At 45.0% G+C, this 12,726-nt stretch carries 9 protein-coding genes; 4 read left to right on the top strand and 5 right to left on the bottom strand.

The annotated features are described in order from the left end of the window. Positions 1-224: 224 nt before the first annotated feature. Entirely contained in the window at positions 225-1,214 is a 990-nt protein-coding gene (locus tag EIM92_RS11160) for an alpha/beta hydrolase family protein (protein ID WP_164515074.1), read from the bottom strand. 1,649 nt (positions 1,215-2,863) lie between these two features. On the opposite strand from EIM92_RS11160, the gene asnA reads away from it, so the two are divergent. Then, positions 2,864-3,892 (top strand): aspartate--ammonia ligase, encoded by a 1,029-nt coding sequence (gene asnA / locus EIM92_RS11155; RefSeq protein ID WP_125082691.1) that lies wholly within the window; start codon positions 2,864-2,866, stop codon positions 3,890-3,892. A 238-nt stretch (positions 3,893-4,130) separates the two neighbouring features. Here asnA and EIM92_RS11150 read toward each other — a convergent pair whose 3' ends face one another. Further along, positions 4,131-4,319, bottom strand: a complete 189-nt coding sequence (locus EIM92_RS11150) for a hypothetical protein (RefSeq protein ID WP_125082690.1) — start codon at positions 4,317-4,319, stop codon at positions 4,131-4,133. Between the two features lie 215 nt (positions 4,320-4,534). Between EIM92_RS11150 and EIM92_RS11145 the strand changes: the two genes are divergently transcribed. Continuing rightward, positions 4,535-5,158, top strand: coding sequence for an acetate uptake transporter (locus EIM92_RS11145; protein ID WP_125082689.1), 624 nt, complete (start codon positions 4,535-4,537; stop codon positions 5,156-5,158). 101 nt (positions 5,159-5,259) lie between these two features. Here the strand turns inward: EIM92_RS11145 and EIM92_RS11140 are convergent, their stop codons facing one another. Both EIM92_RS11140 and EIM92_RS11135 read right to left on the bottom strand, forming a co-directional pair. Further along, complete coding sequence (locus EIM92_RS11140) at positions 5,260-6,447, bottom strand: MFS transporter (RefSeq protein ID WP_125082688.1); 1,188 nt, start codon at positions 6,445-6,447, stop codon at positions 5,260-5,262. Positions 6,448-6,699: 252 nt separating this feature from the next. Further along, on the bottom strand, positions 6,700-7,770 hold the full coding sequence (locus EIM92_RS11135; protein WP_125082687.1) for a Gfo/Idh/MocA family protein: 1,071 nt from the start codon (positions 7,768-7,770) through the stop codon (positions 6,700-6,702). 306 nt (positions 7,771-8,076) lie between these two features. On the opposite strand from EIM92_RS11135, the gene EIM92_RS11130 reads away from it, so the two are divergent. Continuing rightward, positions 8,077-9,228: a serine hydrolase domain-containing protein gene (locus tag EIM92_RS11130; protein ID WP_125082686.1), complete on the top strand. Its 1,152-nt coding sequence runs from the start codon at positions 8,077-8,079 to the stop codon at positions 9,226-9,228. A gap of 113 nt (positions 9,229-9,341) precedes the next feature. Here the strand turns inward: EIM92_RS11130 and EIM92_RS11125 are convergent, their stop codons facing one another. Beyond that, positions 9,342-11,117: an acid phosphatase gene (locus EIM92_RS11125; RefSeq protein WP_125085133.1), complete on the bottom strand. Its 1,776-nt coding sequence runs from the start codon at positions 11,115-11,117 to the stop codon at positions 9,342-9,344. Positions 11,118-11,366: 249 nt separating this feature from the next. On the opposite strand from EIM92_RS11125, the gene EIM92_RS11120 reads away from it, so the two are divergent. Continuing rightward, positions 11,367-12,344: a bile acid:sodium symporter family protein gene (locus EIM92_RS11120; protein WP_125085132.1), complete on the top strand. Its 978-nt coding sequence runs from the start codon at positions 11,367-11,369 to the stop codon at positions 12,342-12,344. The last annotated feature ends 382 nt before the right edge of the window (positions 12,345-12,726 follow it).

Genomic DNA, 12,726 nt, shown 5'->3' with positions numbered 1-12,726 from the left:
AGAGGATTCCTGTTCAAAAATGAACAGTTAAACAGAGCCCCTTCCGGTCATAAGTTAAAACTTACGCCAGAAGAGGCTCCTATTATGAATTGCAATGCCAATATCTCCGTCTTTCGTGAATCATCAAGCAATACAATAATCAGCAAGTGTCGATCCGTGAGGGACTGGGCCAATCCCTCTAATGGGTACCTCATTAGGGTGCTAGTTAGTTTACCGACTAACTCCTACTGCAAGACAAATGATTTGGGTAAGCCATATGTATGAAGCCATTGCATCACTTCTTGGTTCCTCTGGTCTTCATACATATCATCTAAGCCATGATTACCATCTGGGTACAAAACAAGCTTCACGGTTTTACCTGCCTCTTCCATATCATCTGCAAAATCTTGCACCGTTTGCCAAATGAGACTTTCATCGGCAGTCCCTTGCAACAGAAGTACCGGAGCCTGAATATCGGGAATTCGATCCAGTATCGAATAATCTCCTTTTGATTCAGGATTAACATTAATCAAACCGAATCTTACATATTCCGCCAGTTTTCTGTTTTCCTCTACGATCTCAGGGGAAGTTACGTCGGGATGTTCGTCGAGCCAGCGTAAATTTACATCCCAGCCCACAAAAGGACTCAGACCGACAACTGCTTTTACGTCCTGCCGCTCAGAAGCTAATCTTAAAGCTACGCCGCCACCCATTGATGCACCAAGCAGGTATACCGAATCCGGTTTAACCCTTCCGGTGGAGATCGCCACTTTAATTGCATTATCTGCATCCCGTGTATTCTCCGCAATGCCTTGCACGTGGCCATCGCTCTCCAAATATCCCCGATAGAGCGGGTACAAGTAAACCACTTCGTCACTCATATATTTAAAACCGAACGTAAAACCAAAATCGTTGTTATGAGAAAGTTCCTTGCGTTCAAGAGCGTATCCCCCGTGAAGATGAACAACCAGCGGATATTTTCCGGGAGCCTTGGGAACCGTCAGATAAGCTAAGACTTTGATATCATCACTTTTATAAAATAATTTGTATATATCAATATTCGGATTTTGACCAGGCACTTCTATTAATTCTTTAGAGACGATCTCTATATCACTATCTATTTTACTATCCGGTGGATCATTTACTTGACAACCTGATAACGTGGCCGTAGTCAATATAACTAAAACGAGAAGCAAAAAAAATGCTCTGATCCTACCGTAACTAGAATATGACAATGACAATCCCCCTCACATCCCTCTCAATAATCTAGTGTTCTTTTAAAACCCATCCCGATTGCGCCAAAAAATAATCTAGTTAGTGTCATATTATAAACGATGAAAAACACTTCTTTATCGTGATCCCAATAAAAATCTATAAGCTGTATACCTTAAATCATACTGTCTAGTTCATTCCATGTAATAATACAACTCGCAATGTAATTTAAATAAAGCTAAACACGGCTTTTAAATAAAATGTTACATTTCACCCACTTTAACCTCTCTTCTTTATACATTACAGTGTTAAGATGGAAATTTCTATATAATAATGTTTTTTATGATTTATACTTATATATGTGGAGATCGTGAAATATTTTGCGTAATAGAAGAATAGAAAAAGGAATGCTATCATCCTTTTATTGAAATATGGTAGAAATTGAAAGGTTGTTTTGCTATAATCCAATTATACAATTGTATTTTTTTACATAAATACTACATTTTTGTCGCATTTGGTTTGAATCTGCTAAAGCTTGAACTTTTCCATATCGAATTACACTTTGCATTCTATCAATATGCTGTGAAATAAGGTCGATAGAAAGCTCATACAACAAGGCCTGCTAGCATGTAAATAAGTTCAAATCCCATCCTATTATCCTTGCATTAAATTCATGCTAGCTAGCTAGCAAGTATGTATACATGTATGTATGTTCGTATGTATGTATGTGCGTATGTACGTATGTATGTATGTGCGTATGTATGTATGTATGTATGTGCGTATGTATGTATGTATGTATGTAGGCCCGCAAGCAAGCTAGCTAGCTGGCCAGTCAGGCAGGCAGCCCGTCAGCCAATCAGCTAGTCAGCTAGTCAGGCCCTTCAATTCTAACGATTGCCATTGCCATTAATCCACTTGTTTTTCACATTCTGAGAATCTAACGGTTGTATATGTTGCTATTCTAAAGTTTTTAATATGTTACAACAAAATCGGTACAAATAACGTGGATTACAATCGTTAGGATACTGAAGTGCTCATTTTCAACGAATTAACGGCCGTGGCAACCGTTAGAAATTTGGAGTGGATAGTAGGCTTTTTCGAACCGTCTTGGATTCGTAAAATATATCAATGAGGAGATGTCAGCGTTGTCGACTTTTGAACCGGGGGGAGCCAATCCGGAAAAGCAAAAGTCCTTTGCGAACAGTGGATGAAAGAGATAGATATGAACTCATAGAAGAACGTGAACGTGAACGTCTTAATGATGACTATCTGTTAGAAGTGTTGGATTTGGATAACTGTAAAAGAGGATCATGACGATTTATAAGGATCACTAGCCCAGAGCAAGCGAAGATAAGCTGTAAGAATAAGTAAAAATATCTTTACGAAGTGTATAATTCGAGGAGTAGATACGCATTAAGAGGGGAGAACTCATTAGTTAGATTTAGAAAGATAGATAGATAGTTAGTTAGTTTAGTTAGTTTAGTTAGTTTAGTTTAGTTAGTTAGTTAGTTAGATAGTACTCAGAAAGAGAAAGATGCGCACAACCTTAAGGCGATTTACAGAAAAATAATTTGGAAGGCTATAATGCGAAGATTATGGAAGAGATTTCTAAAGGCATGAAAACGTTCCGTCTTGCTGAGATCTTAATAAACCTATTCGAGGGGAATTTATTATGAAATTTACGGAATCTCCATTTAAAACCTCTAAACAATACGAATCGAAGTTAGACATCAAGGAGACCCAAAAAGCAATTTATATGCTCAAACGTTTTTTTGAGCAACAACTGGCAGCAGCTCTAAATTTGACAAATGTGAGTGCACCACTATTCGTTATGACCGGAAACGGGATCAACGACAACCTGAACGGAACAGAAAGCCCAGTCCAGTTCAATGCACTCGGCATTCCAGGTCAGACCCTTGAAATTGTACATTCTTTGGCTAAATGGAAACGAATGGCGCTAGCATATTACGGGTTCGAGCATGGCGAAGGCCTGTATACGCAAATGAACGCCATAAGAGCAGACGAAGTACTCGATCATCTACATTCCATTTATGTAGACCAGTGGGATTGGGAAAAGGTGATTTCCCGCGAGGAACGACATATGGGGACACTGATGACAACAGTAGAACAAATTTATGAAGCTCTTAAGGCAACCGAAGTCTTCATCACAGAGCGATATCCCCGCCTTAGCCGCAAATTACCAGAAGCCATCACCTTCATCACTTCGCATGAACTTGAGGATCTGTATCCACACCTGACGCCTAAGCAGCGTGAGGACGTTGTGGCAAGGGATTATGGAGCAGTGTTCGTAATGCAAATTGGAGGCTTGCTTCCCACATCAGGCCTACGACATGATGCACGTTCACCAGATTATGACGATTGGCAACTCAATGGAGATATCATTGTGTGGAACCCCCTTCGAGAGTGTGCTTATGAGCTTTCTTCAATGGGGATTCGGGTGGATTCCCACGCACTAAAGCATCAGCTAGCGGAAGCCGGATGTCCCGAGAGGGAATCATTAGATTTTCACCAACAGCTTCTTGCCAATAAGCTCCCATTCACCATCGGTGGAGGGATCGGGCAATCCCGTTTGTGCATGTTTATATTGGAGAAGGCTCACATCGGGGAGGTTCAATCCTCCGCATGGCCTTTAGATATGAGGACCATATGTAAAAATTCCGGCATTAATTTACTCTATTGAAATGCGCATTGCTCCCGATTGAAAAGCGCATTGCTCCCGCCATACTAAGGAATACAGCACAAGTATTTACGACAATCGAAGTTTCTTTCTTGTGCGGCAATTATTCACTTCTGCTTAATTAGGTAATTTATACTAATAGCCAATCGCCCTCCCTATCTATAGGGCTTAATTATTTATATTAAATCTTGATACCTAGATGAATAATCCCGAATAAGGCATTGCATAATCTCCATGCAATCTACACATTAACAAATGGCAAGTTAGTTTCCAGTTCACCTTTTATTCGCTTTATGTTTTCGTTTCCTCCTTTAAGCCACTGATTAAAGTCAAAGATTAATGGCAGCCTGTCTCCCCCAAGTGCCAGCCATGCTTCTATTTTTTCGGAACCGGTATTTTCTTTTTTACGCCATTTAACTTGTTTGACCATTTAAGTACCCCTTCCAAAAAAACTCTACTAGGATAAGTAATCAAAAGCTTGGGATTAATAGGATCTTCGATGCAACATCTCTTTGTTCCTTCGATTCCCCCAATGAAACATCACTGCAGGAACTGTCCAAATCAGGTATAATATATACTTCGGTCTTCATTCCGTTATCGGAGGAATGAGACCATATATCATCTTGTGGAGGCTTTAACGAAACTATGCAAACTACAAACTCTAATCATGTAAAAATTATAACGGCTGATCCAAGCGGAATCGGTTTATTCGGGCTAGCGATGGTCACCCTGGTTGCTTCCTCGCAGAAGCTGGGCCTAACGGACGGCTTAAGCTATGTCCTTCCCTGGGCGATATTTCTGGGCGCGTTCGCTCAGTTATTCGCTAGCATTCAGGATGCAAAACATAATAACACCTTTGGAATGACCGCCTTTGGCGCTTATGCCTTCTTCTGGTTCGGCATGGGTGCCAGCTGGTTGATCAAGCTAGGCGTATTCGGCCCAGAGCTGGCTGCCGGCATTGACGGCAAGCAGCTTGGCTTCGCATTTGTAGGATACCTGATTTTCACCCTATTTATGACCATCGGTGCTATGGAAACGCATAAAGTACTGTTTTTCATTTTCGTTCTAATTGATCTTCTGTTTCTTGGTCTTGCTTTGGATGCGTTTGGCATCGCACCAGAGGTATTCCATGCCTTAGCTGCCTACGCAGAAATGGGTATTGCCCTGCTCTCACTGTATGGCGCCGGAGCAGCAGTGCTTAATGTTCATTTTGGCCGGGTGTTTCTGCCTGTTGGCCGCCCGTTCGGCATCTTCAAACCTCGGGCGTAGCCTGTATATAACGATATGAATAAAGCCGCCTGTTTGCGCTCCGATACGCAGAATAGGCGGCTTTCTTATGCCATACAATGATTTACGCTATCTTTCAATTTTTATCGGACTCTCCACCCGCGTCGGCGGGACAAAGCATCAGTCCCAAGAAACAGGACGCCACCCAAAAATGAAACGATCGTTGCGAACAAGTACATACTTGCTCCGCCGAACAAATCGGTTAGTCTTCCGCCAATTACCCCGCCTGTCATACCTGCTAAGCCAAGGTACACCATGCTTAGCAAGGAGAAGCCTGTAGCCCCTAGCTGGGGAGGAAGAATTCGCGCGACGTAATGCATGGCAACAATCCAGAATACCGCGAAAGTAACTGCTGCTCCGGCTTGCAGCGCCAAGAGCATCCACGGATCGTCGGTCACATAATACATCCACCAGCGTAGCGCGTACAAGATGCCAACGATGCCGATCAGCACATACTCATGGATGCGGTTCAAATATCTTCCTAGCAAAGCGAATACGGGAATTTCAACGCCGGCGGCTAAGGCCCAGGCCCACCCAACCATGGCGTCGGTAGCCCCCATTTCTTTCATATACAAACTGAGCATAACATCATTCATACGATGGGGAACCGAAATAATGAACACGAGAAACAGAAACCACAAGAATGACTTATTGGTAAACAGTTGCTTTAAAGTTTTAAGGGTCATCCCTTCTCCCTCAGTCGGCTCATCCCGCAAAAATAGGAGCAAAATGAGTGGTACAACCCATGCGGCCCAGAATAGATAAGGTAGCTTGGTAATCCCGCCCAGGGCTGCAAGCAGCAGCCCCCCCGAGAGGGAAACCACAGTATAGCCCATAGAACCGAATAGACGCAGCGAACCGTATGAGCTCCCTCTGCGTTCAGCAGATTGAACAGAAATACTGTCCAATAGCGGCATTGAAGGCTGGTAGAAGAAGTACACCGCCAATACGAAGAACAGTGTCATTACATAGCTGCCACCAGAATTAAACAAAGCTACACTGCTGATAATTGCGAGTATCCACAGCCATAATATGATTTTCTTCACCGTCTGAAGTCGATCGCTCAAATACCCCCAGAACGGCTGAATCATACTGGCAACAAACGGACCAATCATCATAAGGAACCCGATTTGTGAAGAAGAGTATCCTAAATTTGCAAAATATAACGGCAAAAATGGCGCCAGCACAGCTAAAATGGCATACTGCCAGAAGTTCATGCCGCGCAGGATCAACATCTGTCTGTCTTTCTGTACCGTATCTTTTTTCTTCATAATCAAAATTATTCTCTCCACTTCATGATGCTATACCTGAGTTATATAAAAGCAGAAACGCCTTCATAAAAGCGATTACAAGCTTACGTTCGATTGGCCGCGCTCATCCACGCCTTATTCGCTTCCATCATATCACGGAATATATATATTGCTAGAGGTTGACTTTTTTATGAGTTGAAAATCAGTAAATTAAGTTAAAAGAAACTGCACAGGTTTGGCAGTCTCTTTTAGCCGAGGCATACTTGGCTTGATTTACGCGTACAGATCAAAATCCTTCATCGTTTCTCCAGTTCGGCCTGCCTCAAAAATCACCTCAATTAAGTTCATCACTCGCAGCACTTCTTCGTTCTTCACAATCGGCTCGGCCGTACCTGCCAGGACCGCGGCGAAATTGTCATAAAAGCTGCTCGGCTGGCGATAAGGCTCTGGCAATGCTCCCGTAATGGTCGCCGTTTCTGATGGAGGAGCCATTGTCTTAGTCAGCCCAGCTCCTGCCTGAATCGGCGTGGGCTCCACCCGTTCGGCTCCATGGTTTCGGGTCACGATCCGACCGGTCATCGACCAGTCCTCAATAACCCCTGTCCCTTCTGTCCCCTTCACATACCAGCGAGGAAGCGTAATAAAATTAGTGGTTCCTACCTCGACCAACGCAGAGATACCGTTCTCGAATTGCAGCACAGCTTCAAAACCGTCATCCACCTCATCGCCCAAAATAAAGCTCAAGCGGCTGCTCAGACTAGTAATCTTGCTATCAATCATAAAGATGAGCTGATCCAGCAAATGAACGCCCCAATCCAACAGCATTCCGCCACCATGCGCTTCCAAATGACGCCAGTCTCCGGGGATTCCATTCGCACCGTGAACCCTCGACTCGATCCGGAAAATATCGCCGATCGTTCCTTGCTCATACATTTGTTTAATGATGAGGAAATCGTCGTCCCAGCGGCGATTCTGATGCACCATTAGCACCCTTTGCGCTTGCTGGGCCGCTGCCATCATTTCCTTAAATTCATCTACCGACATCGTTACCGGTTTCTCGCAAATTACATGCTTGCCCGCGGCCAAGGCACGTACAGCTATATCCTTATGTACATCATTTGGAGTCGCAATCAGGACGATCTCTACCGCCCCATCGCTCAGCACCTCATCATAACTTCCATAAGCCCGGTAGCCGTCCTGTTCGGAAACCGCCCCGCGTGCCGTGTCCGTATCATACGTACCGATCACTTCAAACTTTCCATTGTCCTTGATCAATTTGGCATGGTAGCTGCCCATGCCTCCGTAGCCGACAATGACTACAGTATGCTTGCCATCCTTCTGCATGCTTGTTCTCCTCCACTTTCTGCATCAATGTAAGAATCGATTTTATATACTAGTCCAGTTCTAGTTTGCTCGCTTCATCCACTTGAAGCAAATACAGTACACAATTGGATTTTAACATAATGAATGACCGTACTCCATGACAATCATCCCATCTCGGCATCGTAATTTTTTCGCTGAATTTTGGTTCGTTTACCCAAATAATTGATCTGTAAGCTAGATTTACAGTATGATGAATTTATTCATATATTTATGAACTTTTTTAAAGTTACCATAATTACAATAATTTAACCGAACGGAGGATTTTCGATGGGAAAGTTTCAGCATTTGGACGCGCTGCTAACCGATTTCACGAAGACAAATCTGGCCGGATGCGCTTGTGCCGTAGCCAGGAACGGGGAAATTTTGTACGAAGGTTACCATGGCTTCGCTAGCCTAAATAAAGAAATTCCAGTTTCTTCAGATACCCTATTTCGATTGTTTTCCATGACAAAAGTGGTAGTATGCACCGCTGCGCTGATGCTTTTCGAAAGGGGGCGCTTTCTGCTGAACGAGCCGCTGCATGAGTATATTCCCGAATATAAAGATATGCAGGTGGTCAAAATCAAGCCTAATGGCGACACCCAGATTGAGGGTGCCCGAAATCCAATCCTGATCAAGGATGCATTTTGCATGACAACGGGTATTCCCTATCCGTTTGGGGAATCGGAATCAGCTCGACAACTGAGAGATCTACACCAACGGTTAAAGGACGAACATGGGAAATATAGCCTGCTTACCGAGGTTAAAGCTGTAGCTCAGGTTCCATTGGCTTTTGAACCAGGGACGCAGTGGTTATACGGATATAGTCACGACCTCGTCGGAGCATTGATTGAGGTCATTTCCGGCAAGCCGCTTGGCCAATTTTTGCAGGAGGAGCTGTTCGAGCCGCTAGAAATGACCAGCACCGGATATCGCTTTCACGGCGACCTGGAAGCGCGAATGGCGGCCTGCTATACTCGAACGGATAGCGGAAATCTCGAAGAGATTCCCGGCCCGTTGGATGAACATCACCAAGCGGACTCTCTATATGAAGGTGGAGGAGTTGGACTCTACTCGACCGTAAGAGATTATTTAGCCTTCACGCAAATGCTGGCCAATGGCGGCACTTGGAAAGGGGAACAAATCATCGGCAGGAAGACGATTGACCTCATGCGGACCAATCACTTGAACGAGACTCAGCTGGCTGATTTCAAAAATGACGGATACGGCTACGGACTCGGCGTTAGAACGATGATGGATCCTGCCGCAGGCCACTCCAACAGCTCCCTTGGAGAATTTGGCTGGACCGGTGCCGCAGGCACTTGGGCCTCTGTCGATCCAAGCGAAGGCTTCTCGGTTGTGTACATGCATCAATTGTTTCCTAACATGGAAGAGTATCATCATCCTCGCGTCCGCGCAGCAGCCTACGGTTGCCTGTAATTGGATCGTCACACTATAATCATAGAGAAAAGAAATATATAAGCCAATCTATCGGCATGGCATGCGATAGATTGGCTTTTTATTTGATATTATTTAGATTCAGTAGAATTTACTTATTTTTTAATTTGCAATTGAACGCTATGGCCATTGTAGATCACCTGAACCTGATATCCGCTCGACAGTCCAACGGTTTCTACCGAAGAGAACACCCCATTTTTATCCGGGCTTCCATCTGTAATAACCGAGATTACACCACTAGGCACATAACCATCCACAAAATTTACGCGCAGCTTGCCTCCGTACGCTGCCGCTCCCTTAATCCGTAGCGCATCATTCGAGCTGCTGAGATTAAGCTCCAGCGTCCCTTTATCCGACTGCTCGAAATTCCCCTCGATCGTCAGCTTTCCCGAAACATTGCTAACGATCGTGCCTCCTTTATTAACTACTTCGCCGATTCCAAAAGCCGTTTCGGACCAGGCTTCAAGTGTGCCTTCATCAATTTGAGTCCCTCCGGAATAGCTGTTGCTGCCTTCCAACTGCAGAGTGCCGGTTCCCTTCTTGATCAGCTTACCCTCGCCTGAAATATCATTACGCCAGCGGTCCTCGGCATGAAACCCTCCCTGATCACTGTCCATAGTTACGGTAACGTCACCCACCAATGCACCGTATCCATCCGCTGCTGCGAATAGGTTGAGACGCCCCCAGCCCTCTGCATCATCCAGCACGGGATACCCGGAAGGAAGAGCCGTCGTGGCGAGCACCCAGCGGCGCTGCGTGTCGTCAAGGTAAGGCAGACGTGTCTCCAGCAGCACCTCAGCTCCTTTCGGCACGACAGCCGCCTTATCGGTTGAACCCGACTGCGAGAAATCATAGGTCAATCGCTCCGTGAAAATTTGCTTATTCGATTCGTAATCGCCAAATCGGTCAACTGCAGTTCCAATGTGGGTAAGCAGTATATTGTGCGCTTCCTCATAGGCAGCCTTCTTCAAGTCACGGTTGGCTGGATCATTCAGAATCGCGGCGGCCAGCGCAGTCGCCATCACTCGTCCACCCATTACATCGAACGGTGAATGCATACCGGCTACTATCCGATTATGACCAAGCTCCGAAGCACGAGTGAGCAGCTCCTGATAACGCTCCGGTACAGCATACGCCATCGCAAATGCCGTTAGATATGCAGCATTCGTATGACCGCTAGGATAACCGCCATCATTGCTGGGATCGGAATTTTGTGCAGGAATAAGAGTCGGCAGAACGGCTACCTCATCGCTCCAACGGAAAGGCCGTGCATAATTGTAGAAGCTCTTGGACGGATTCGTTGAGGAATAAGTGCCGCGCAATGTATTCACCAAGCGAACCATATTACCCAGGGATGATTCTGGGTTGCCTGAATTCGTCCCTTCGTCATCGTATTTTTTCGCAGTAGCATCCGCCGGAATATTTTTAATGGTCGTTGTAGCTCCGGCTTTAACTCGGTATATATCAGTAAGCGAACCCAAGCCCTCGATGACACTGTAGCTTTGTTTTCTGCGATCATCGTAATAGGCGCCTTCCGCCTCACTGGCCGTACGGTTAGCTGTAATTTCAACAACCTTTTGAATGTTGTCATCCAGCAATGTTTCGCTCAATTTGGTTCCAGTATTCCAGCCTTCTCCGGGAGTCCACAGTTTCTCAAATTCCGAGAGAATCCCGATTGCCGGATTAATTGTCGTTGATAAATTATCTTTACTATTATTTTTATAATGGTCCACAAAATATCCCCAAGACGCTTTAGGCGGGACTACTGATTCTGGAATGGCAGCAGCGCTTGCATAGCCTCCGCTAAGGCCGCTTAATAATACAGTTAAAGATAGGGTTACGGTAAAAAGTTTCTTTTTGGGCCACTTCATTTTGCTCATTTTTTAACATAATCCTCCTCATGCTGTTCACATTTTCAGAATTTATACAAAGATATGCATATATAAACGATAACCGAGGTTTGTTATAATAAAGCGCCCAGCATGTTATTGCAGTATTAAATTTAATCCCATAACATATTTGAACCTCAGATAGCATTTATGCTTGAACCTTCTGTTCATTCTATTAATATAGGAGTATGTCTACACGTAATTATGCTGATAGTAAAGGACGTATCAAACATGCTGCTCTCTGTAAACCGTTGGCTGAACCGCATGATGCCTTTGATCACCCCAGTAAGCATTATCATTGGTGTAATTTGCGGCAGCCGCCTGTCTTCATTTACCTATCTTTCCCCATGGCTGTTCGCCTTTATGACATTTGCCGGAAGCATCAGCCTAGGGTTCAAGGATTTTATGAATGTGCTCAAAAAGCCCTTTCCATTAATCATATGTCTGTTCATCTTACATCTAGCGATGCCTCTGATTGCGATGGCTTTCGGCTATCTTTTCTATTCCGAAGACATATACATGATCACCGGTCTTATACTCGCTGCAAGCATTCCGACAGGGGTCAGCAGCTTCGTTTGGGTCAGCATATATAAAGGCAACATCGCCTTGACGCTATCGATCATTCTCATCGATACGATGCTGGCTCCTTTTATTGTTCCTGGCATTCTATCCTTTCTTGTGGGAGCTGACGTGCAGCTAGATGTGGCCGCTATGATGAGCAGCCTGTTCTGGATGATTGTCGTTCCTTCGTTAATCGGCATGGTTCTCAATGAGTGGAGCAGAGGCGCAATCGCCCCTGTATGGGGGGGAAGACTGAACCCGTTCTCCAAGCTGGCTATGGCCGCCATTGTAGCCATTAACGGCTCGGTGGTTGCCCCTTATCTGATGAATTTCAGTCTGCAATTGGCAGGACTTGCAGTCATTATTGTCGCCATTGCTTCTATTGGTTATTTGCTGGGCCTCGCCTTCTCTCGACTGATGGGTTGGAGCTATGCCGACAAGGTCGCGCTCACCTTCAATGGCGGGATGCGTAATATTAGTGCAGGAGCCGTGCTGGCCGTAACCTACTTCCCCGCCCCGGTTGCCGTTCCCGTTGTACTAGGCATGGTTTTTCAGCAAACATTGGCTTCTCTGGCGGGCTACTTGCTGAGCCGTCACGCTCCGCAAGACAAACAGCCATCAAATACAGCCTCCACATATGAAGCTTGATGCCTGATTTTGATTTGTATTGGAATTTTCGTACCGCGCGCAGCTCCCAGCGCGAATGGCTATAGTTCGATAATTACGCGCCGGCTCGCTTGGCATGGAGCCCCTGCGATTATTATGCTTGTAAATTAAGATGATCAATTAAATGGATGTAGGCAAGTACGTAAACCGCCCCTGCAATTACTGCTGCTCCAATTTCTTGGAGGCTATAGATTCATAAGAGGTAGAATTCCGATCACAATGGCGACCAATGACGACCAAGGTGATCAAGGGTGACTAGTGCTGACCAATAATGATTAATAACTATCAATCGCAACAAGAGTGAACAACGATGACCAAAAGTAACCCGATCAACCCCCCAAAAAAACTGATGCTCCCAAAGCAT

The organism is Paenibacillus lentus, from assembly GCF_003931855.1.
GTDB classification, from domain to species: Bacteria; Bacillota; Bacilli; order Paenibacillales; family Paenibacillaceae; genus Fontibacillus; species Fontibacillus lentus.
This window is presented reverse-complemented; position numbering and strand designations above follow the sequence as displayed.

Coding starts and splice junctions, on each gene's coding strand:
- asnA (WP_125082691.1), top strand. CDS start 2,864: ATGAAATTTACGGAATCTCCATTTAAAACCTCTAAACAATACGAATCG.
- EIM92_RS11150 (WP_125082690.1), bottom strand. CDS start 4,319: ATGGTCAAACAAGTTAAATGGCGTAAAAAAGAAAATACCGGTTCCGAA.
- EIM92_RS11145 (WP_125082689.1), top strand. CDS start 4,535: ATGCAAACTACAAACTCTAATCATGTAAAAATTATAACGGCTGATCCA.
- EIM92_RS11140 (WP_125082688.1), bottom strand. CDS start 6,447: ATGAAGAAAAAAGATACGGTACAGAAAGACAGACAGATGTTGATCCTG.
- EIM92_RS11135 (WP_125082687.1), bottom strand. CDS start 7,770: ATGCAGAAGGATGGCAAGCATACTGTAGTCATTGTCGGCTACGGAGGC.
- EIM92_RS11130 (WP_125082686.1), top strand. CDS start 8,077: ATGGGAAAGTTTCAGCATTTGGACGCGCTGCTAACCGATTTCACGAAG.
- EIM92_RS11125 (WP_125085133.1), bottom strand. CDS start 11,117: ATGAAGTGGCCCAAAAAGAAACTTTTTACCGTAACCCTATCTTTAACT.
- EIM92_RS11120 (WP_125085132.1), top strand. CDS start 11,367: ATGCTGCTCTCTGTAAACCGTTGGCTGAACCGCATGATGCCTTTGATC.